Annotated in this window: 20 protein-coding genes and 1 pseudogene; 10 read left to right on the top strand and 11 right to left on the bottom strand. The window is 58.9% G+C overall.

Annotated elements, in window-relative coordinates; translation table 11 throughout:
- Positions 1–31: 31 nt before the first annotated feature.
- The 6 genes from BMH52_RS13265 to BMH52_RS13290 all read right to left on the bottom strand — a co-directional run bounded on the left by BMH52_RS13265 (position 32) and on the right by BMH52_RS13290 (position 6,296).
- Positions 32–1,906: a TonB-dependent receptor domain-containing protein gene (locus BMH52_RS13265; RefSeq protein ID WP_073843907.1), complete on the bottom strand. Its 1,875-nt coding sequence runs from the start codon at positions 1,904–1,906 to the stop codon at positions 32–34.
- Positions 1,907–2,043: 137 nt separating this feature from the next.
- On the bottom strand, positions 2,044–3,942 hold the full coding sequence (gene dxs / locus BMH52_RS13270) for a 1-deoxy-D-xylulose-5-phosphate synthase (RefSeq protein WP_014720120.1): 1,899 nt from the start codon (positions 3,940–3,942) through the stop codon (positions 2,044–2,046).
- A 110-nt stretch (positions 3,943–4,052) separates the two neighbouring features.
- Complete coding sequence (ispA, locus tag BMH52_RS13275; RefSeq protein ID WP_073843909.1) at positions 4,053–4,940, bottom strand: (2E,6E)-farnesyl diphosphate synthase; 888 nt, start codon at positions 4,938–4,940, stop codon at positions 4,053–4,055.
- The gene (locus BMH52_RS13280) at positions 4,937–5,179 is read right to left on the bottom strand and encodes an exodeoxyribonuclease VII small subunit (RefSeq protein ID WP_073843911.1); all 243 of its coding nucleotides are present in this window, start codon (positions 5,177–5,179) and stop codon (positions 4,937–4,939) included. Before BMH52_RS13280 ends, ispA begins: the two co-directional genes overlap by 4 nt.
- 156 nt (positions 5,180–5,335) lie before the next feature.
- Positions 5,336–5,713, bottom strand: coding sequence for a MerR family transcriptional regulator (locus BMH52_RS13285; RefSeq protein WP_073843914.1), 378 nt, complete (start codon positions 5,711–5,713; stop codon positions 5,336–5,338).
- Positions 5,652–6,296 (bottom strand): NAD(P)H-dependent oxidoreductase, encoded by a 645-nt coding sequence (locus BMH52_RS13290; protein ID WP_073843917.1) that lies wholly within the window; start codon positions 6,294–6,296, stop codon positions 5,652–5,654. Before BMH52_RS13290 ends, BMH52_RS13285 begins: the two co-directional genes overlap by 62 nt.
- A 173-nt stretch (positions 6,297–6,469) precedes the next feature.
- On the opposite strand from BMH52_RS13290, the pseudogene BMH52_RS13295 reads away from it, so the two are divergent.
- The 9 genes and pseudogenes from BMH52_RS13295 (at position 6,470) to BMH52_RS13335 (ending at position 13,704) form a co-directional block, all read left to right on the top strand.
- Positions 6,470–7,353: pseudogene (locus BMH52_RS13295) on the top strand (YhcG family protein).
- A gap of 228 nt (positions 7,354–7,581) precedes the next feature.
- On the top strand, positions 7,582–8,163 hold the full coding sequence (locus tag BMH52_RS13300; protein WP_032895109.1) for a YjfI family protein: 582 nt from the start codon (positions 7,582–7,584) through the stop codon (positions 8,161–8,163).
- A 17-nt stretch (positions 8,164–8,180) separates the two neighbouring features.
- Positions 8,181–8,879 (top strand): PspA/IM30 family protein, encoded by a 699-nt coding sequence (locus tag BMH52_RS13305; RefSeq protein WP_014720114.1) that lies wholly within the window; start codon positions 8,181–8,183, stop codon positions 8,877–8,879.
- Between the two features lie 156 nt (positions 8,880–9,035).
- Positions 9,036–9,596, top strand: coding sequence for a rhomboid family intramembrane serine protease (locus tag BMH52_RS13310; RefSeq protein ID WP_019818836.1), 561 nt, complete (start codon positions 9,036–9,038; stop codon positions 9,594–9,596).
- Positions 9,597–9,668: 72 nt separating this feature from the next.
- Complete coding sequence (locus BMH52_RS13315) at positions 9,669–10,703, top strand: ion channel (protein WP_073843921.1); 1,035 nt, start codon at positions 9,669–9,671, stop codon at positions 10,701–10,703.
- Positions 10,690–11,364 (top strand): DUF2491 family protein, encoded by a 675-nt coding sequence (locus tag BMH52_RS13320; protein ID WP_073843924.1) that lies wholly within the window; start codon positions 10,690–10,692, stop codon positions 11,362–11,364. Before BMH52_RS13315 ends, BMH52_RS13320 begins: the two co-directional genes overlap by 14 nt.
- Before the next feature lie 16 nt (positions 11,365–11,380).
- Positions 11,381–11,809 (top strand): DUF350 domain-containing protein, encoded by a 429-nt coding sequence (locus BMH52_RS13325; RefSeq protein WP_003194539.1) that lies wholly within the window; start codon positions 11,381–11,383, stop codon positions 11,807–11,809.
- 18 nt (positions 11,810–11,827) lie between these two features.
- Positions 11,828–12,535, top strand: coding sequence for a DUF1190 domain-containing protein (locus BMH52_RS13330; RefSeq protein WP_014720111.1), 708 nt, complete (start codon positions 11,828–11,830; stop codon positions 12,533–12,535).
- Between the two features lie 11 nt (positions 12,536–12,546).
- On the top strand, positions 12,547–13,704 hold the full coding sequence (locus tag BMH52_RS13335; RefSeq protein ID WP_073843926.1) for a glutathionylspermidine synthase family protein: 1,158 nt from the start codon (positions 12,547–12,549) through the stop codon (positions 13,702–13,704).
- Between the two features lie 137 nt (positions 13,705–13,841).
- Here BMH52_RS13335 and ycaC read toward each other — a convergent pair whose 3' ends face one another.
- Positions 13,842–14,474 carry an isochorismate family cysteine hydrolase YcaC gene (ycaC, locus tag BMH52_RS13340; protein ID WP_014720109.1) on the bottom strand — a complete coding sequence of 211 codons (633 nt, stop codon included), beginning with the start codon at positions 14,472–14,474 and terminating at the stop codon, positions 13,842–13,844.
- A 504-nt stretch (positions 14,475–14,978) separates the two neighbouring features.
- On the opposite strand from ycaC, the gene BMH52_RS13345 reads away from it, so the two are divergent.
- On the top strand, positions 14,979–15,215 hold the full coding sequence (locus BMH52_RS13345) for a hypothetical protein (protein WP_003194531.1): 237 nt from the start codon (positions 14,979–14,981) through the stop codon (positions 15,213–15,215).
- A gap of 64 nt (positions 15,216–15,279) precedes the next feature.
- On the opposite strand, the gene fic is transcribed toward BMH52_RS13345, so the two are convergent.
- From fic to BMH52_RS13370, 4 genes are all read right to left on the bottom strand, one after another.
- On the bottom strand, positions 15,280–16,401 hold the full coding sequence (gene fic, locus BMH52_RS13350; protein WP_032904192.1) for a protein adenylyltransferase Fic: 1,122 nt from the start codon (positions 16,399–16,401) through the stop codon (positions 15,280–15,282).
- A 545-nt stretch (positions 16,402–16,946) separates the two neighbouring features.
- Positions 16,947–17,717: a S24 family peptidase gene (locus BMH52_RS13360; protein ID WP_014720107.1), complete on the bottom strand. Its 771-nt coding sequence runs from the start codon at positions 17,715–17,717 to the stop codon at positions 16,947–16,949.
- 211 nt (positions 17,718–17,928) lie between these two features.
- Positions 17,929–18,456 carry an inorganic diphosphatase gene (gene ppa, locus BMH52_RS13365; RefSeq protein ID WP_003176323.1) on the bottom strand — a complete coding sequence of 176 codons (528 nt, stop codon included), beginning with the start codon at positions 18,454–18,456 and terminating at the stop codon, positions 17,929–17,931.
- A 109-nt stretch (positions 18,457–18,565) separates the two neighbouring features.
- Complete coding sequence (locus BMH52_RS13370) at positions 18,566–19,381, bottom strand: zinc-dependent peptidase (protein ID WP_014720106.1); 816 nt, start codon at positions 19,379–19,381, stop codon at positions 18,566–18,568.
- Between the last annotated feature and the right edge of the window lie 5 nt (positions 19,382–19,386).

Here is a 19,386-nt window from a genome sequence, read left to right on the forward strand (position 1 = left end):
GCTTGCCTGCGATGACGCCGGATCAGGCTACTTAGAGCTCAGGTGTCCACGTCACCCCGAACATCCACACCCGACCTTCTTCACGATAATTCTGGTTTTCCCCGAGGTAGCTGTACTTCGCCCGTGCATAAGACTTGTCCAGCGCGTTATCCACCTTCAGCGACAACGACACCTCCCGGTTCAACGCCCAACTACTGCGCAGCCCCAACAAGGCATAACCGCCCAGACGGTTGCGGTTGGCTTCATCGTCGTAGCTGCTGCTGATCGCTTGCCAGCTGGCGCCGAGACCGAGTTGATCAAATTGCCGGTCCAGATCCAGGTTCACCGTTCGCCGTGCGCGACGTGCCAGGGTGTGGCCGCTGTCACGGTCACGCGGGTCGATAAGCGACAGGCCCAGGTTGCCCTGCCAGCCAAACAGTTCTTGCTTGAGCGCCGCTTCAAAGCCGTTGATCCGCGCCGACGCCACGTTTTGCGGCTTGCCGGCGTCAAGGATGATCGCGTCGCTCAGGTCGGTGCGATACAGCGAGGCTTCCAGGCGTGTGCTGTCGGTCAGTTGGCTGCGCCATTGCAGCTCGTAGCTCTTTGATGTCTCGGGCTGCAGGTTGGGGTTGCTGTACTGCGTGTCGGGGTAATAGAGGTCGTTGAAGGTTGGCGCACGAAAGCCTTCGCTGTAGCTCAAGAGCAAGTCATTGTCGGGGTTGACCGGCAAGGTCAGGGTGCCGCTCCAACTGTTCTGGCCGCCGAACTGCTGGTTCTGGTCACGGCGCAGGCCCAGCTCGGTGGAAAACCATTGGCTTTGGAAGCGGTGCTGCACGAAGGCCGCCCGGTTCCAGCGGCTGTTCTCGGTAAAGGTGGTGGAACCGTGGAAACGGTCTTCATACCAGTCGCCACCGACGATCAGGCTGTTTTGCTCATCCAGGATCAGGTCGTTCTGCCAATTGACCGAGTCGCGGTAGGTGTTGAATGCGCTGTAATCATCGCTGAGGGTATCGCGCTTGGTGTCGCGGTTTTCACTGTGGCCCAGCTCCAGGCGCGACTGCCAGCTGTCATTGAGCTTGGCATCGACATAGCCGCTGGCGCTGCTCACGGTGTAGTCGGTGTAGGGTTTCTGGCCGAGGCTCTGCCCGGTGGCGCCGTCGTAGCGGCCATAACTGTTGTCGTACTGCGACTTGCCACGGTTATCCAGCAGATTGAAGCCCACCTCCAGCTCATCATTGAACGAGTGGCTGAGGTTCAGGCTGATGGACTGGTTGCGGTAGGCATCATGGTCGCCGTCACTGGGGAACGACGCGTGGCTCGCGTTGATGCCGGCGGTTTCATCCAGGCTCGCGCCCAGGTTGAACCGCGTGTGTTCATCGCCGCCCGACAGGCCCAAGCTGCGCTCCCAGGTCTGGTTGCTGCCAAAGCCAAGTTTCAGGCGCGGCTGCAAGCCTTGCTCGGCATTGCGCCGGGTGAACACCTGAATCACCCCGCCAATCGCATCGCTGCCGTAAATCACCGAACGTGAACCGCGCAGCACTTCCACCCGTTCAATCTGATCGACGTTGAGGTATTGCAAGCCGCTGTCGCCGGAGGTGGTGTTGGCGATGCGTTGGCCGTCCACCAGCACCAGGCTCTGCGCCGACTTGGTGCCGCGAATGAAAATCCCCGGCAAACTGCCACGCCCACCGGTTGGCGCAACTTGCACGCCCGGCACGCGGCTGAGCAGGTCGGTGACGCTGGTGGGTTGCAGGCGGTCGATGTCGGCGCGGGTGAAGACGGTGTTGGCGGCGCTGCTGTCATTACGCGCCTGGACTTGGCGGTTGGCGCTGATGACCACGTCGGAGAGCTTCAGGGCCTGGTCGCGGGTGTCGGCGAGCAGGTCAGCGCAGGGTAGCAGCAGCAGGGCAAGGCACAGGCGTTTCATGGGCTGTCCATAGCATTCGAAGGTCATGCAAAACCACTGTGGGAGCTGGCTTGCCTGCGATAGCGGTGTATCTGACACATTGTTAGCGAATGTGCCGCCGTCATCGCAGGCAAGCCAGCTCCCACAGTTGGGGCTGATTACAGATTCAGTAGCGCCAGGCGCTCGCGCACGGACGCCTCGATACCCGCCTCATCCAGCCCGCATTCAGCCAGCATCTGCGCCGGCTTGGCGTGTTCGACGTATACATCTGGCAAGCCCAGGTGCAGCACCGACTTGAGGATGTTCTCCCGCGCCAGGAACTCACTGACCGCCGCACCGGCGCCGCCCATGATGGCGTTCTCTTCGACGGTCACCAGCAGCTCATGGCTGGCGGCAATTTCGCGTACCAACGCTTCATCCAGTGGCTTGACGAACCGCATGTCGACCACGGTGGCGTCGATCTTCTCGGCGACTTTCAAGGCTTCGGCCAGTTGTACGCCAAACACCAGGAACGCAGTTTTGCTGCCTTGGCGACGCACGATGCCTTTACCGATTTCGATCGGCTCCAGGTCTTTTTCGATCACGGCGTTCGGGCCGGTGCCGCGCGGGTACCGCACAGCGGCCGGGCCGTTGTACAGGTGGCCGGTGCTGAGCATCTTGCGCAGTTCGTTCTCGTCGCTCGGGGTCATCACCAGCATGCCGGGGATGCAGCGCAGGTACGACAGGTCGAAGCTGCCCGCATGGGTCGGGCCGTCCTCGCCCACCAGGCCGGCACGGTCGATGGCGAACAGCACGTCGAGGTTCTGCACCGCCACATCGTGAACCAGTTGGTCATAACCGCGTTGCAGGAAGGTGGAGTAGATCGCCACCACCGGCTTGGCGCCTTCGCAGGCCATGCCGGCCGCGAAGGTCACGGCGTGTTGCTCGGCAATCGCCACGTCGAAGTAACGCAGCGGGAAACGCTCGCTGAACGCCACCAGGTCGGAGCCTTCCTTCATCGCCGGGGTAACACCCACCAGACGCGGGTCGGCGGCGGCCATGTCGCATAGCCATTCGCCAAACACCCCGGAATACTTCGGCCCGCTGGCCTTTTTCGGCGCGGCGGCGGGAGCGTCCAGGGGTTCGAGCTTAGTGATCGCGTGGTAACCAATCGGGTCGACTTCCGCCGGAGCGAAACCTTTGCCTTTCTTGGTGACGATATGCAGGAACTGCGGGCCCTTGAGGTCGCGCATGTTGCGCAACGTCGCGATCAGGGTCGGCAGGTCGTGGCCGTCGATAGGGCCGATGTAGTTCCAGCCCAGCTCTTCGAACAGGGTGCCGGGTACCAGCATGCCCTTGGCATATTCTTCGGTGCGGCGCGCAATTTCCCATGCGCCAGGCAGACGCGACAGCACTTTCTTGCTGCCTTCGCGCATGCTGGCGTAGGTACGGCTGGAGAGGATCTTCGCCAGATAATTGGACAGGCCACCCACGTTGCGCGAAATCGACATGTCGTTGTCGTTTAGGATCACCAACATGTTGGCGTCCACTTCCGGCGCATGGTTCAGCGCTTCGAAGGCCATGCCGGCGGTCAGCGCGCCATCACCAATCACCGCAATCGCCTTGCGCTCACTGCCTTGCAGGCGGGCGGCAATCGCCATGCCCAGTGCTGCACTGATGGACGTGCTGGAGTGGCCGACGCCAAAGGTGTCGTACTCGCTCTCGGCACGGCGTGGGAAGGCGGCCAGGCCGTCCTTCTGGCGCAGGCTGGCCATGCGCTCGCGACGGCCGGTGAGGATTTTATGCGGATACGCCTGGTGGCCCACGTCCCACACCAGCCGGTCGTCCGGGGTGTCGAACACGTAATGCAAGGCGATGGTCAGCTCGATCACGCCCAGCCCGGCACCAAAATGCCCACCGGTCTGGCCGACCGTGTAGAGCAATTCCAGGCGCAGCTCATCGGCCAGGGTTTCCAGCTCGGCTTCACCCAGTCGACGCAGGCCGTCCGGCGTGGCAGCACGGTCGAGCAGGGGCGTAGACGGGCGTTTGCGGGGAATCTCTTGAAACGTCGTGGGCATCAGGCGAATCGTTATAGGTATAGAAGAGGCGGCAGTTTACCTCAAGCCGTGCAAACTGCCCACGCAGAGGGCCGAACTTGGCCGATATGCGGCGCAAATGGCCGCGGCTGTCAGTGGCGACGTTCGACGATATACCGCGCCAGGTCACGCAGTGGCTCGGCCGCCGCGTCGAAAGGTCGCAGGGCATCCAGAGCCTGGTCACGCAGCTCGATGGCATAGGCGTTGGCGGCTTGCAGCCCCAGCAAGGCAGGATAAGTCGGCTTGTCACGTGCGATATCGGCGCCCTGGCGTTTACCGAGGGTGGCGGTGTCGCTTTCCACGTCGAGGATATCGTCCTGTACCTGGAAGGCCAGGCCGACAGCGCGAGAATAGGTCTGCAGCGCCGCTAATTGCTCGGCGTCGGCACGGCCACTGGCCAGGGCGCCCAGTTGCACGGCGGCCTCAATCAGCGCACCGGTCTTGTGGCGATGCATGTGTTCGAGGGCTTTTTGATCGAGCTTGAGGCTGACCGAGCCCATGTCGATGGCCTGCCCGCCGACCATTCCAGCCGGGCCCGCTGCATGGGCCAGGGCGGTGACCATGCGCAAGCGGATCTCGGCGTTGACGCTGCTTAGCGTCGGGTCCAGCAATGCGCTGAACGCCAGGCTCTGCAAGCCATCTCCGGCCAGAATTGCATAGGCCTCATCGAAGGCTTTGTGGGTGGTGGGCTGGCCGCGACGCAAATCATCGTCGTCCATTGCCGGCAAGTCGTCATGCACCAGGGAATAGGCGTGGATCAACTCGACCGCACAGGCCGCACCATTCGCCTCGGCTGCCGGCGCCCCGAGAGCTTCGCAGGCGGCATAGGCCAGCAACGGGCGCACCCGCTTGCCGCCATTCATCACGCTGTAGCGCATGGCTTCATAGAGGCGCGTCATTTCCGGGCTTGGCGCAACAAACAGGGGCTCCAGCGCGGCATTCACCCGGGCTTGGCTACTGGCTTGGTATGCGCTGATCATTCCGGCTGTTCCACATCGAAAGGCTCTTCGGCCAACTCCCCGTCACGCTCCAGCAACACCTGGACCTTCTGCTCCGCCTGCGCCAACGCGCTCTGACAGTCGCGGGTCAGGCCGATGCCTTGCTCAAACGCTGTCAACGAGTCTTCCAGCGACAACTCGCCGTTCTCCAGACGCTCGACCAGGGCTTGCAGGTCGGCGAGGGATTGTTCGAAATCGAGTGCAACTTTTTTGCGGGCCATGGCGGCAATTCCGGTAGACGGTAAACCGGCGCGACACTAGCAGACATGGGGGATTGGGGCAAATGAGTGGCGCACACACGGTGATGTGAGCCGATTGATGGGTTTATTCGGCTCACCCCATGAGCCGATTAGCGACCTTATTCGGCTCACCGAGTCTCAGCTTGCCTTCGTGGCGACCCAGCACTCCCCCTGCGCCGCTTTCAATTGGGCCTCGAAGACCAATAAACCCTGATGCATATTCTGCAATGCCACAATTTGCATGGCTAACGCTTGCTTCTTATTGGCGATGGCTTGGTCAGCCTTGTCCCAGGGAAGCGCATCACCCTCGTACCCCTGCAAAATCTCCTGTAATTCCTTGAGCTTGAACCCCAGCTGTTGCGCGCACTTTATAAACATCAGCCGCTCGACACTCTGCTCGGTATAAACGCGATAACCGCCCCGACGCGCAGGCGCTGGCATCAGCCCGATTGCCTCATAGTGACGAATCGCCTTGATGGTCGTGCCGGACAACTGCGCGGCTTTGCCGATGTACATGAAAACTCCCTTTTTCAAATAGTGCGCCGGCCTGTTTCAGCCACTTGGCCCGCTGCGTCAGCGAAGAGCCCAGCACCGGCCCCAACAGCAGCGTCTTGCTCGTCGCGATGCCGCACAGCGCCAGCATGGTGCGCCGCATTTGGTGGATGGCCGGCATGCGATAAACCCAGCGGTAATACCACGGCGGCGTGTCGAGGGTCACTAACAAGTGCGCGGTTCGGCCCTTTAGCAGCTTGTCTGGGAATGCCTTGCCTGCGCGGTACTTGAAGGCAAAGCCGGGGAGGAAAACGCGGTCGATAAAGCCCTTCATCAGTGCCGGGATACCGCCCCACCAGACAGGGAAAACCCAGGCCAGATGCTCGGCCCAAAGGATGTCGGCTTGGGCGCTGAGCAAGTCAGGTTCCAGCGCTTGAACCTGGGTGTAAGCATGATGAAGGATGGGGTCGAACCTGAGATCACCCAGGCGCAGGACGCGGACTTCGTGACCGGCCGTTTTAGCAGCGTGGATATAAGTGTGCGCGAGGGCGGAACAAAAGCTATCGGCGAACGGGTGGCCGAGAATGACCAGAATGCGCTGACTCATGGTGATAAGTTCTGAGAAAAGGGCATTCAGGGTAGGGGGTGCCGTATAGGGGAGAGTCAAGTGCCAGCAGGACCTTTCTGTGAGGTACGCAGGACCCTTCCTGAACTGTCTCGAATGCTTGTGACGGTACTGTCGGCTGGCTAGCCTGCCGAAAACACCAGAGTAAAAAAGGCATGAGCGAAACTTCTATCGGGTTGATCGCGCCTCCTGAGGGCTACGGCCTTGCGCAAGATCTGCGGGCGGCCTTTCCTGACATCAAGGGTTTTTCGCCGCGCAATCTGAAGTACATGCGTGCTTTTGCCGAGGCGTGGCCGGATTCGGAATTTGTGCAACAGGCTGCTGCACAATTGCCTTGGGGCCACAACGTGGTGCTGCTCGATAAGCTTCCCGGCCCCGAAACTCGTCGTTGGTACATCATCCAGGCCTTAAAACATAACTGGTCGCGCAACACACTGGTGATGCACATTGAAAATCGCCTGCTTGAGCGCAGTGGCAAGGCCGTCAGCAACTTCGAAAGCCATCTGCCCAAAGCGCAATCCGACCTGGCGCGCGAATCCCTCAAAGACCCGTACCGCTTTGATTTCCTCAGTCTGGGCCAGAATGCACAAGAGCGCGAAATCGAAAACGCCCTGATCAAGCATGTCACTGACTTCTTTTTGGAGTTGGGCGCAGGTTTTGCCTTCGTTGGCCGGCAAGTGCTGCTGAATGTAGGCGGCGATGAGTTCTTCATCGACCTGTTGTTCTATCACCTGAAGCTGCGTTGCTATGTGGTGATCGAACTCAAGGCAGGCAAGTTCAAGCCCGAGCATCTGGGCAAATTGAGCTTCTATCTTGCGGCGGTGGATGCCGAGATAAAGCACCCACAGGATGGCCCGACTATCGGCCTCTTGTTGTGCAAGGGTAAAAATGAAGTGGTGGCTGAATACGCACTGCGCGATAACAACGGCCTATTGGTGTGGCGCAATATCAACTGATGGAGTCTTTGCCAGCCGAACTGCAATCGAGCTTGCCTAGCATCGAGCAAATCGAGCAAATCGAGCGAGAGTTGGCGGGGTAGGCTGGGTCTTTTCGGTGGCTGAAAAATGTAAGGAAAAATCTCACGCGTGAGCTATTGAGTACCTTGCGGATTGCCTGTAAATTTTCTCACGCGTGAGTTTTTCACAGCGAGGTCAGTACCATGAACAGCAGCTCTCCATCGAGCCCATCAACTGGGCCCGATACCGATTCAACAAGCCTCAAGGGAGAGCGCTTGAAGCCGTCCGCAAAAAAGCCGTCGAGCTTTTACATGAAGCAGATGCGTGCGGGGCTGGCGGCGGCCGGTTATGTGAAACACGAGACTTGGGTGCTTCCCGAAAACCGAAGCCTGCTCAAGCAAATGGAGAAACAGCTACGCCAACCGATCCTGGCTGGCTCATTCATGTCGGAGAATTTCATGAGCGCAGGTACTAACTGGAATATCGATCGCCTCTTCAGTGCTCTTCAGGCGCTGGATGACGTGACGTCCAATGACATTACGCTTTCTCTCGTCCAAGGTTCCGAGTCCAGTATCAAGCTGGAGATGAACGACTTTGGTGGCTTGCCGATTTACATCGCGGTGGTGGGCGAGCAAATCATCGTGGATACCGTCCTGGTCGACGCCGAGTCCATCAACGACGTGCCGGCCTTCAATGATGCCGTGCTGCGCAGCCGGGAGATGTTCCCGTTGTCGTCGATCGGTATCGAGTCCATGCCGAACGGGCAGGTGGTTTACAACATGTTCGGTGCGCTCAGCTCCGACTCCAGCCTGACCAACATCGTGACCGAGGTGAAAACCCTGGTTGATAACGTGCAGCGCGCCAGCGAAGCCTTCGAACGTTTCTTCATTTAATTATTCGGGAAAACCCAATGACTCAGTCCATCTGGAGCAAATTGTTCACCGCGTTGCGTGGCGGTGCCAGCGAAGTCGGCGAATCGATCGTCGACCAACAGGCCCTGCGCATCCTTGACCAGGAAATTCGCGATGCAGACAGCGCCTTGGCCAACGCCAAGCGTGAGCTGGTGAGCATCATGGCCAAGCACAAACTGGCGGCTGATCGTGTTGGCGAGTACGACGCCAAGATCAAAGACCTGGAATCCAAGGCGATGGCCGCTATCCAGGCCAACCGTGAAGACCTCGCCCTGGAAGTGGCCGAAGCCATTTCGACCCTGACCAACGAGCGGGACGTTGAGCAAAAGCAGACCACCGAGTTCGGTGGGTACGCTGAGAGCATGCGCAAAGACATCACCAAGGCCGAAAGCCGCATCAAAAGCCTGCGCCAGCAAGTGGACATGGCCAAGGCTCGCGACAGCGTGCAAAAGGCCCAGGTCAGTGCCTCCATTGCCAGCGGCGGTGCCAACGGCAAGCTGGAAACCGCCGTCGGTACGCTCAATCGCTTGCAGGCCAAACAGCAACAACGCGCCGCTGAGCTGCAAGCCCAGGATGAGCTGGCTGAAGCGTCGACGGGGACAGACCTGGAACGCAAACTGCGCGATGCCGGCATCACGCCGAACGAAGGCAGTGCCAATGCGATTCTGGAGCGTCTGAAGCAAAAGTCGGCTGAGTAATCAACGTAGGTCAGTTAAGCCTGCAACTCTGTGGGGAGGGAGCTTGCTCCCGCTGGGCTGCGCAGCAGTCCTGTTTTTGGGGCCGCTTCGCGCCCCAGCGGGAGCAAGCTCCCTCGCCACAGTCGCAGTGCTCTTCTTTTGTATGTTGAGGTCAGGATGAACGCCTTGAAGGGTTTCAAGACAATCGCAGGCCTGGCCCTCTTCATGGTCGCGCTGCAACTGCTCAATGTGGTGACCGGTTACAGCCTCATGGCATTCGGGCTAATCCCGAGAACGATGCAGGGTCTGTTCGGCATCCTCACATCACCGTTTTTGCACGCCTCCTTCGCCCACCTGAGCGCCAACCTGATTGCCTTTGTGATCCTGGGTTCTCTGGTCATCATCGAAGGGGTCAACCGGTTCATCGCCGTCAGTGCCATCGTCATTCTGCTGGGCGGCTTGTTGGTCTGGCTGTTCGGTTTTTCAGGCGTACACGTCGGCGCCAGCGGCTGGGTGTTCGGGCTATGGGCCTATCTGCTGTCTCGCGCCTGGTTTCACAGAAGCTGGGGCAACCTGCTAACAGCTGCTGTTGTGGCTTTGCTGTATGGCGGACTGGTCGTGGGCTTCCTTCCGCGGCAGGGCGTTTCCTTCGAAGGGCATCTGTTTGGTGCGCTCGCCGGATTTATTGCAGCCAAGGTACTTCTATCCACGCCGCGCAGCGGGTTTAATGCCGGGTGAACGCACTTGAGCATCCAGACGTCGAGGCGATGCTGTCGTCAGGATTCAAGTACCCAGGGAGCCAGGGGCTAAATGTCGATTTTCCTACTGCTACGCATGTACGCCTCGTCCCTCTTTCATCGCTTCGGTTGGGCTGGCCTGATCGTTGCCTTGGGTGTCCACCTGAGCACCGCTTACCTGGGCCTGGTGTTGCTGGGCGAACAACACCTCACCGCTGCCGCCACGTTTATCTACTTCTATCTCACCACCACACTCACCGTCGGCTATGGCGACCTCGCACCGCAGACGTCTGCTGGGCGAATTTTCGTGGCGGCCTGGGTCATGCTCGGGGGCATTGCGCTGCTCACGGCAGCCATCGGCAAAACCACCAGCAGTGTTATCGATGCATGGAGAAAAGGCATGAAGGGCAAAGGTGATTTCACCGGCAAGGTCGGCCATACCGTGCTGATCGGCTGGGAGGGCGCGTCCAGCGAGCGGGTGATTGAGTTGTTGCTGCAAGACGAAACCTCGAACGACAACCTGATCGTGATCTGCGATTGCAGCCTTGAAGAAAATCCGATACCGGGCAAAGCAGCGTTCATCCGCGGCGAAAGCCTGTCTTCCACCGCACTGTTGCTGCGTGCCGGTGTGCCCGGTGCCGAGCGTGTGCTGGTGCGGACCGCGTCTGATGACCTGACGCTGGCCACCGTGCTGGCGGTGAATCAACTGAGCCCCGTCGGGCATGTGGTCGCCCACTTCAACGAAAGTGAAATCGCTGCACTGGCCAGCTCCTACGCCCCGCGCCTGGAATGCACGTCCAGCATGGCGATCGAAATGCTGGTGCGCGCCTCTCAGGATCCGGGCTCGTCGGTGGTCATCAATGAGTTGCTGTGCGTGGGGCAGGGCGCCACCCAGTACCTGATGAAATTGCCCGACGCCTTTGAGGCAACGTTCGGCGAGCTGTACACGCAGATGAAGGAGCGCCACAACGCCACCCTCATTGGCTATCGCGCCAAAGGTGTTCAGCAGCCGTCGATCAACCCGCCCAGTGCCACAGCGGTCAAAGGCGGCGAACTCTTCTACATCGCTTCCACTCGCCTTAAGGAAATCTTTCATGGGATGGCTTAAACAGTTGATGGGGCTTGAGGCCCCAAAAGCCACTACCGACTCGAGCCGAACCGCCAGCCCAAGCCTGCCCGCCACCGGCCCTTTGGGCCTGGCGCCGGGCAAGGGCGTGATGTTTGACACGACTCTGAAATTGCTGCTCGATGAAAAAACCAACGTGGTGATCCCCGGCTCCCAGGAAATCTGGAGCAACGGCACCATCGACCTCGGCCAGTCCACCTGGCTGTCGCGCTATTACATGAACGACGAAGATTATTGGTTGCAGGTGCACACCACCGGCCAGATAGCGGGCCAGGTCGAGTCAGTGATTCTGTTCAACTACCTGAGTTACGTCACCATCAGCAGTAAAGCGGAACTGAGCAGGCTCGCGGGCCCACAAAGCCTGATCGGTCTGCCGACCTACACCCACGACGGCGTCGAGTTCTTCCGGGAGTGGGGCAGCGAAGATGGCCAGACCGAATTGGTGGCGATGAGCGAACAGGTCATCAGCCCAGAAGCCACCTACAGCGTCGAGCACCGTTCGATGCTATACGCCCGCGACACCGGCTTGACCGACCGCCGAGAGTTCCTGCTGTTCTCCGTCGAAGAAGATGCCGAAGGCACCATCAGCCTGAGCACATCCCTGGGCATTTCGCTGTACACCACCGACCTGACTACGCTCTAAAAAAAGGAAGCCGTCCATGCTAGAAGCACTCTCCATCTCCCTCAACAAAGCTGCGGTGCTCGGCTTTGTCCTCTACATCCTGGGGGCTGCGGTACTGTTCGCGCTGTTCCAGTTCATCTACACCCGCATCACCCCGCACAAGGAGTTCGAACTGATCCGTGCGGGCAACACCTCCGCAGCGGTCGCCCTGGGCGGTGCCATCGTCGGTTTCGCCATTCCGGCCAGCAATGTGATTGCCTACTCGATCAACGTTCTCGACTTCATCGTCTGGGCCGTGATCGCCGCCGTCGTCCAACTGCTGGCGTTCCTGCTGACCAGCCTGGTGCTCAAAGGCACGTCCGAGCGCATCAAGAAGGGCGAACTGGCGGCCGGTATCTACGTGGCCGCGGTGGCCATCAGCGTCGGCATGCTGAATGCCGCGTGCATGACGCCCACCTCGAACTGATTGCCCACGGAGCTCCCGATGAAACGAAGCAAGTACGTCCAGCTGTCGCTGGCAGCGTCGGTCGCCATGGCGATATCCGGCTGTGGCCCAACGGAAAAAACCTACGACCTGCAAAAGAAGTACAACTTCCAATCGGTACAGCAATGCGCCGATGAAAAACTTCCGGTAGACGTCTGCTCGGACGCCTACATGACGGCCATGGCCGAGCATCGCCGCATTGCGCCGGTGTATGACAGCCAGGCCGATTGCGACGCCGACTTTGTCGCTGACTGGTGCCAGCAAGACTCCACCGGCAAATTCATCCCGCGCTTGGGCGGTTTCGAACTGACCGCCGAAGGCCAGGTGACCCAATCCCAAGTCGACGCTGCCAATGCGCAAGCGGCCAACGCTCAGGCCAGCGGCGGCTCAGGCTTCTCCACCAGCAGCCTGCTGACCGGCTTGCTGATCGGCAACATGCTGAGCAACAACCGCAACAGCTACCGTTCCGAGCCGGTGTACCGCTACCGCGATGATCGCGGCAACTACGGTAACTCGACGCTCAACCAACGCGTGTCCAATGGCGCGACCTTTGGCCGTTCCAACCAAGCCCGCTACGGCAGCAGCAATTACACCAGCACGCTGCGCTCTTCACCTAAGTCGAGCTCGGTTTCATCGGCCACCTCCCGCGGCGGCTTCGGCAGCAAAGCCAGCGCACGCAGCGGCTGGGGCGGCGGGTCGAGCAGCTAAGGAAACCGGCCATGAAGAAGATCCAATGCGCAGAGCGTCATGACTGGAAACACACCGCCGAGAGCCTCGGCTTCCTGTTCCATACCATCGACGGCGAACCCTACTGGGACGAAAGCGCGTACTACCAGTTCACGCTCAAGCAAATCGAGCGCGACCTCGAAGACCCGACCACCGAGCTCCATGACATGTGCATGGACCTCGTCGCCCGCGTGGTCCACAGCGAAGAACTGCTTGAACGCCTGAGCATCCCCGCGCCTTTCTACGACATGATCCGAACCTCATGGCTCGAAGGCCACCCGCACCTTTACGGGCGCATGGACTTCTCCTACAACGGCAGCGGGCCCGCCAAGTTGCTGGAGCTCAACTACGACACCCCCACCAGCCTCTACGAAGCCGCCGCGTTTCAGTGGGGCTGGCTGGAACAATGCATCGAACGCGGCCTGCTGCCCAAGCACGCCGACCAGTTCAATAGCATCGACACCAAACTGCACCAGGCCTTCGCGCAACTGCAGGTCAACCAGCCGTTCTACTTCGCCTCGATGAAAGACTCGATCGAAGACAAAGGCACCACCGACTACCTGCGCCTGGTCGCTGAAAAGGTCGGCATCGAATCGCGCCACATCGACATCGAAGACATCGGCCTGAACAGCGAAGGCCGCTTCGTCGACCTTGAAGATCGCTGGATTCCCCACCTGTTCAAACTGCACGCCTGGGAGTTCATCTTCCACGAACCCTTTGGTGCCGCGATTGCCCAGAGCGACACACAGTTCTTCGAGCCCGCGTGGAAATCCATTATTTCCAACAAAGGCATCCTGCCGCTGCTGTGGGAATTCAACAAAGGCCACCCCAACCTGCTCGCGTCCCACCTGGACACCGACCCAGGCAAAGCCGTGCCAAAAGGCTGGGTGCGCAAACCGTTCTTCTCCCGTGAAGGCGCCAACATCGAACTGCAAACCGCCGAAGGCCTGATCGTAAAAGAAGACGGTCCCTACACGGATGCGCCCTTCATCCTTCAAGAGTTCGCACCGCTGCCAAAATTTGGGGACAGCTACACGCTGATCGGCTCCTGGGTCATTGGCGACCAGGCGGCGGGGATTGGGGTGCGAGAGGACAATAGCTTGATCACCAAGGACTCAAGCCGGTTTCTGCCGCACTTGATCCTGGATTAGGGACGTCTGACGGGTTCGTTCCCACGCTCCGCGTGGTAATGCATCCAGTGACGCTCCGCGTCACCCACACGCGTCTCAATCTACACCCATAAAAAAGCCTGCCTTTTCAGGCAGGCTCAATACGGAGCATGGCAGTCTTAGCTCTGGCGAGCAGACAGGGCCGAGTAGCTGTTCATCAAATTGCGGTAGTTAGGAATCCGCTGGGACAACAAATTCCCCAGCCCTTCGATATCGTTGCGCCAGTCGCGGTGCAACTCACACGCCACCGAGAACCAGTTCATCAACTGCGCACCGGCCTGCGTCATCCGGCTCCACGCCGCTTGCTGCACGGTGGTATTGAACGTGCCCGATGCATCCGTCACCACAAACACCTCAAAACCTTCTGCCAGCGCCGACAAGGTCGGGAACGCCACACACACATCCGTCACCACACCGGCAATGATGATCTGCTTACGCCCGGTGGCCTTGATTGCCTTGACGAAATCCTCGTTGTCCCAGGCGTTGATCTGACCAGGGCGAGCGATATACGGCGCGTCCGGGAACATCTCCTTCAACTCCGGCACCAGCGGGCCGTTAGGGCCTTGCTCGAAACTGGTGGTGAGGATGGTCGGCAAGTTAAAGAACTTGGCCAGGTCAGCCAGGGCCAGCACGTTGTTCTTGAACTCGTTGGGGGAGAAGTCCTGCACCAGGGAGATCAGGCCGGTCTGGTGGTCGACCAGCAGAACAATGGCGTCGTCTTTGTTCAAGCGGTTGTAGGTTGCAGTGCTCATGGTTAATCCTTTTTTGTTTAGGTTGGTTGGGCGTTGCGTTCAACATGGGCACAGATTAATGGGTGGGTGACGAGGGATAAATCGGGTGGGAGGAGTCTTACTGTCAACTTAAAGTGGACAATGATTGGCGCCCGATTTCAGGCCTCCGGCTTGCTGTGCAGAACAGGAATGAATTGCCTGATTTTGAGTAGCCAGCAGGTCCGATCCCTTTCCTTTGCAGGACGTTTCCGAGAGAATCCCAACCGCTTGCGCCAGTGGAATTGGGTGACTAGGCTGCTGACCGTCACTGCTAATTCAGTGATCGGGTTTAGTCGCCCGGATTCGATTGGCGCATATGCAACTCATGAGTCAGGCACCTCATCGCCTGCATCTTATGGTGGCTGTGCGCAGGGCACCTTCGGGTGCGCCGGGTTCCAATCGACCGGTCGACTAACCTGCGTACAGCTGCCACCTTTCGTTTAGTCGCGTAATTGGCAGCTTCAAATTATCGATTGGAGTTTTGCTATGGATAACGTTGTTTCGGATTCGCCGTCGTCAGGCGCAACCAACCCATTTACGGTCAATGAAGAACTGAGCTTCGAGGATGCCTGGGTGCAGGTGGCTGAGCTGCTGCATTGTGCGCTGGCTACGTCGCAGGTGATCGGCGAGTCAGTGGCTGCGCCACAGAGGGCGGTGATGCATTTGGTGGAGATGGCGAAGATGGTGGCGGATAGGGCTGTGGAGTGTTTGCAGCCTAGGTGATATGACGTCGCCTGTTCGGTTTTGATCGTCCAGGCGACTTATTCACGATTTCCTTAATTTCGGCTCAGAAATAGGGCTTGAATTCGTTGCTGTCGCGAATCAGCAACTGCATCAGCTTTGGATGAATGAACAGTTTTTCCTTTCCGACCTGAACCTCTTGCAGAACATCAATGGAGACCAGCTCTTTGAGGTAGCGAGAAGCAGCCTGGCGCTGAGCGATCTGCTTGTCGACGACGTTGCTAATACGGCAATAGGGCTGCTCAAAAATCACGTCCACCAATTCGCGTGAGTAGGTTTTCGGCAAACGTTCGCGAACAAATTGGCTGGTGTGCTCGGACAGGCTGCGAATGGCGGCAATTTTTGCACTGGTCCAACGAGCGGTTTCTTCCACGGCAGTAAGCATGTACAGCAGCCAGGGCTCCCAGGCCTGTTCGCGTGTGACATCAAGCAGTAGTCGATAGTAATCGGCTCTATGCGCAATGATGAAATGACTAAGGTAGAGAATCGGTAGATTCAACAGACCTTCCTGGATCAGATACAGGGTGTTTAGCACGCGCCCGGTACGACCATTGCCGTCTGTGAATGGATGAATAGCCTCGAACTGATAGTGTCCGACAGCCATGCGAACCAGCGGGTCGAGGTCTGTCTCGTTGTGTAGAAAACGTTCCCAGTTGGTGAGCAAGTCGCGTAAGCGATCTTCGCCCTCTGGTGGGGTATAGATGATTTCTCCGGTCCGATCATTGGCTAGCTGGACGCCTGGCACTCGACGGATGTCCATGTCTACACCCTTGAGCGTTCGACAGATCTCTACTGCTGTGCCGGTAGAGAGTGGACGTTCAGCCAGAGACTGGAAACCGTTATGTAGAGCCTTGCGGTACCGGAGCGCTTCTTTGGTCGCGGGATCTGCATGATTGGCGCAATCCTGGGCATGCTGAAAGAGTAAATCTGTAGTAGTGACAATACTTTCGATCTCGGAGCTGTCCTTGGCTTCCAGCAGCGGGATCGTATTGATCAGCATCGTCTGGTTAGGAATCAGCTCGGCTGCTTGTTTCAATTCGGCCAAGGCTGCTCGAGCTTCGATGCAGCGTTTGAGGACTGCTCGGGTTTCCAGTTCTGCCTTTGGCGGCAAGGGTGGAAGCTGGTTATAGGGTCTATCCGCCTGCCAAGGCCGTTGGGGGTTAGTCATGGGCGCACGCTCACTAGGACGTCCAGTTAAAGGTAAGGCCGCTTTTATAAGCGCCCTTGTCATGTCGCTAGTGTAAGCCTGCGTGCATAACGTGTCGTTATTTTTGTATTTTTGCGACATGTTTCATCCTCGCGTCGCTGTTGGCGACATGTTGGATATCGATCAGGTCGCTGACTATTTGGGTGAAGCAATGAAGAAGGGGTAATACCCCTAGATTGCGTCGAGTCATTTTGATATTGCTGGAGCCCACTGGCCTTTGAATGGCTGCCTATTGCACCAGAGACATGTTCAGGGGGGGCAGAGTGGATCTTTAAGGCTACGTGATTGATGTTTAAGGGGGGGCATTAAAAAGCCGGCTTGTGGCCGGCTTCTCGGGGACTGCCTCAGCTTGTTTTTGACAAACCTCACCAGCCTTCAAATCGCTCAGCCCACATTGCGTCGGGCTGAATAGTAGGGCATCCGCGGGAACTCCTCCGCTTCGCCAGCAGGGAGTCAGCTAGAAGCGACCCCTGCCAAATGTGCGGCGCATGATACTCACATTCACTTCAGTTGCCCACCTCCGGTTCCGATTTAGAGCCTTCCCAGCCCAGCAGGTGTTCATCCAGTGGCACCGGTGGGCGGCGGTTGTTGAGGGTGGACCACCAGAATACCCAGCCGACGATCTTGAAGCTTTGCTCGAAGCGTTCCTCGTGGTTGAGGTATTCGTCCGGGTGTTCGCTGGCGTTGTGGCTGCGCAGGCGCAGGCCGCCGCCAGGGCGGTTGTAGAGGTATTTGATGCGCAGCATGCCGTCGTGTTCGACGGCGTAGATTTCACCGTCGATGATTTGGGTACGGCCTCGGTCGATGGCGAGGGTGGCGCCTTGTTGGATGATGTCGATCATGCTGTTGTCGACCATGTAGGCGCCTATCGCGCGGTCGGGGTTTACGTTGAGTGTTTCCAGGCTGTGCAGGGAGACGCGGATGCGTTCGGTTGAGGTGAAGGTGGGGTGGAGGGGGATCTCCACGTCGGTTTTTTCCGGGCGGCAGGCGGGGCCTGTGAGGTATTTGCCTGTGTCTTCGCGGGCGGTTGCAATCCTTGCGGTGGGGCCTTCCAACAGGTAGTTGGCGGGCGGGTGTTTGGGGCCTTTGCCGTCGCTTAACCAGCGACTTGAGACGCACAGCAACTCTGCGATCTCGTTGAGTCGGCCCATGGGGACCCCGCGTTTGAACCAGTTGTTCACGTGCTGAGGCGTGACGCCGCGGTTCTTGGCGAAGTCGGAGGCGGAAAGATGAACTTCCCGTAGTAGCGCTTTTAAACGATCACCTGATGTATTCATAAACGCAGAGTTTACTGGCCGGAAAGTCTAATCAAATAAACCATGCGTTGATTTGCGGTTGTAGGATTTGGCTTAGTTATGGCCGGATCTTTCAGGTGTGCAACTTAGTTAAACGCTGCAAATAAACATTGAACTTGATGTTTAATTCGGCCCATAAAAAAGCCCCGAATTAACGGGGCTTTTTAATTACCGTGGCAATGAGGCGCGGGTATCAGCCTTTGTAGGCGGCAACCGACTTCATGATCTCGGCGCGGGCGGCGTCTGCGTTGCCCCAACCGTCGATCTTCACCCACTTGCCTTTTTCGAGGTCTTTGTAGTTCTCGAAGAAGTGCTTGATCTGTTCCAGCAACAGTGGCGGCAGGTCGGTGTATTCCTTCACGTCCACGTACAGCTGGGACAGCTTGTCGTGTGGCACTGCGATGACTTTGGCATCGCCGCCGCCGTCGTCGGTCATGTTCAGGATGCCGACTGGGCGTGCGCGGATAACCGAGCCTGGGGTGACCGGGTAAGGGGTCACGACCAGCACGTCGAGGGGGTCACCGTCGTCAGCCAGGGTGTTAGGGATAAAACCGTAGTTGGCCGGGTAGAACATCGGGGTGGCCATGAAACGGTCAACGAACAGGCAGTCGCTGTCTTTGTCGATTTCGTATTTGATCGGCGCGTGGTTGGCCGGAATTTCGATGGCGACGTAGATGTCGTTCGGCAGGTCTTTGCCAGCCGGAATCTTGCTGTAGCTCATTGGGCGTTGCCCCCGTTAGTTGGCCATATGACATGGCCGGATTGGCCTAAAAGTGGCGGCGATTATAGGCATATTCTGACGCCGATGCCATGCGCCAAGCGTCGTACGGTCATTCGCCCTGTGGCGCGTAGCGCAGGTCGCTGGCTTGCAGTTGAGTCAGGCGGGCCAGGGGATCCTGGCGATAAAAGCGGCTGAGTTGGGCGTACACCTGTGGATAACTGTTGACCAGTAAATCCGGGGCGCTGAAGAAATATTCACTCGTGACGGCAAAGAACTCCGCCGGGTTTTCCGCAGCGTAGGGGTCTATCTCGGTTTCGGCGTCCGGGTTGGCGTCCAGCTGGCGATTGAGGTCATCGAAGGCGCCTTGCATGACGCTGGCCCAGTCCTGCACGCGCATGTCGTGGTGCAGCGGCGGCAGGCCGTTGGCGTCGCCGTTGAGCATGTCCAGCTTGTGCGCTAGTTCGTGGATGACCAGGTTGTAGCCTTCCCATTGGCCGCTGGCGAGCACGCCGGGCCAGGCGAGGATCACCGGGCCCTGTTGCCAAGCTTCGCCGCTGTGTTCGCCGTCCCACTCGTGTTCGACGCCGCTGGCATCGCGATGGCGTTGTGGGCTGAGGAAGTCGTCGGGGTACAGCACGATCTCATGAAAGCCTTGGTACCAGTCGAGGTCGCCCAGGTTCATCAGCGGCAGTTGCGCCTGGGCGGCGAGCAGCAGGCGTTGTTCCTGGTGCAGTTCGACGCCAGGCAGGGCGGTGAGGTGTTTTTCGCTGAGGAACACCACGCAGGCTTCGCGTAGCCACTGATCTTGCTCCGGCGTGATGCCGTCGAGGAAGGTCAGGTGGTGGCGCACCCGTTGCCAGATGTCATCGGCAATCGGGTGCTTGGCCAGCAGGCGCCGGCGACGCCAGGCGCTGAAGGACCACACGGGCA

The sequence above is a fragment of the Pseudomonas sp. BTN1 genome (assembly GCF_001907715.1).
Taxonomy (GTDB): Bacteria; Pseudomonadota; Gammaproteobacteria; order Pseudomonadales; family Pseudomonadaceae; genus Aquipseudomonas; species Aquipseudomonas paracarnis.

Excerpts from the sequence above, each read along its gene's own strand:
- BMH52_RS13320 (WP_073843924.1), top strand. The coding sequence starts at position 10,690 with ATGGGATGGCTTAAACAGTTGATGGGGCTTGAGGCCCCAAAAGCCACT.
- BMH52_RS13325 (WP_003194539.1), top strand. The coding sequence starts at position 11,381 with ATGCTAGAAGCACTCTCCATCTCCCTCAACAAAGCTGCGGTGCTCGGC.
- BMH52_RS13300 (WP_032895109.1), top strand. The coding sequence starts at position 7,582 with ATGAAGCAGATGCGTGCGGGGCTGGCGGCGGCCGGTTATGTGAAACAC.
- ispA (WP_073843909.1), bottom strand. The coding sequence starts at position 4,940 with ATGATCAGCGCATACCAAGCCAGTAGCCAAGCCCGGGTGAATGCCGCG.
- BMH52_RS13330 (WP_014720111.1), top strand. The coding sequence starts at position 11,828 with ATGAAACGAAGCAAGTACGTCCAGCTGTCGCTGGCAGCGTCGGTCGCC.
- BMH52_RS13265 (WP_073843907.1), bottom strand. The coding sequence starts at position 1,906 with ATGAAACGCCTGTGCCTTGCCCTGCTGCTGCTACCCTGCGCTGACCTG.
- BMH52_RS13345 (WP_003194531.1), top strand. The coding sequence starts at position 14,979 with ATGGATAACGTTGTTTCGGATTCGCCGTCGTCAGGCGCAACCAACCCA.
- BMH52_RS13305 (WP_014720114.1), top strand. The coding sequence starts at position 8,181 with ATGACTCAGTCCATCTGGAGCAAATTGTTCACCGCGTTGCGTGGCGGT.
- fic (WP_032904192.1), bottom strand. The coding sequence starts at position 16,401 with ATGACTAACCCCCAACGGCCTTGGCAGGCGGATAGACCCTATAACCAG.
- ycaC (WP_014720109.1), bottom strand. The coding sequence starts at position 14,474 with ATGAGCACTGCAACCTACAACCGCTTGAACAAAGACGACGCCATTGTT.
- dxs (WP_014720120.1), bottom strand. The coding sequence starts at position 3,942 with ATGCCCACGACGTTTCAAGAGATTCCCCGCAAACGCCCGTCTACGCCC.
- BMH52_RS13285 (WP_073843914.1), bottom strand. The coding sequence starts at position 5,713 with ATGTACATCGGCAAAGCCGCGCAGTTGTCCGGCACGACCATCAAGGCG.
- BMH52_RS13315 (WP_073843921.1), top strand. The coding sequence starts at position 9,669 with ATGTCGATTTTCCTACTGCTACGCATGTACGCCTCGTCCCTCTTTCAT.
- BMH52_RS13360 (WP_014720107.1), bottom strand. The coding sequence starts at position 17,717 with ATGAATACATCAGGTGATCGTTTAAAAGCGCTACTACGGGAAGTTCAT.
- BMH52_RS13335 (WP_073843926.1), top strand. The coding sequence starts at position 12,547 with ATGAAGAAGATCCAATGCGCAGAGCGTCATGACTGGAAACACACCGCC.
- BMH52_RS13280 (WP_073843911.1), bottom strand. The coding sequence starts at position 5,179 with ATGGCCCGCAAAAAAGTTGCACTCGATTTCGAACAATCCCTCGCCGAC.
- BMH52_RS13290 (WP_073843917.1), bottom strand. The coding sequence starts at position 6,296 with ATGAGTCAGCGCATTCTGGTCATTCTCGGCCACCCGTTCGCCGATAGC.
- ppa (WP_003176323.1), bottom strand. The coding sequence starts at position 18,456 with ATGAGCTACAGCAAGATTCCGGCTGGCAAAGACCTGCCGAACGACATC.
- BMH52_RS13310 (WP_019818836.1), top strand. The coding sequence starts at position 9,036 with ATGAACGCCTTGAAGGGTTTCAAGACAATCGCAGGCCTGGCCCTCTTC.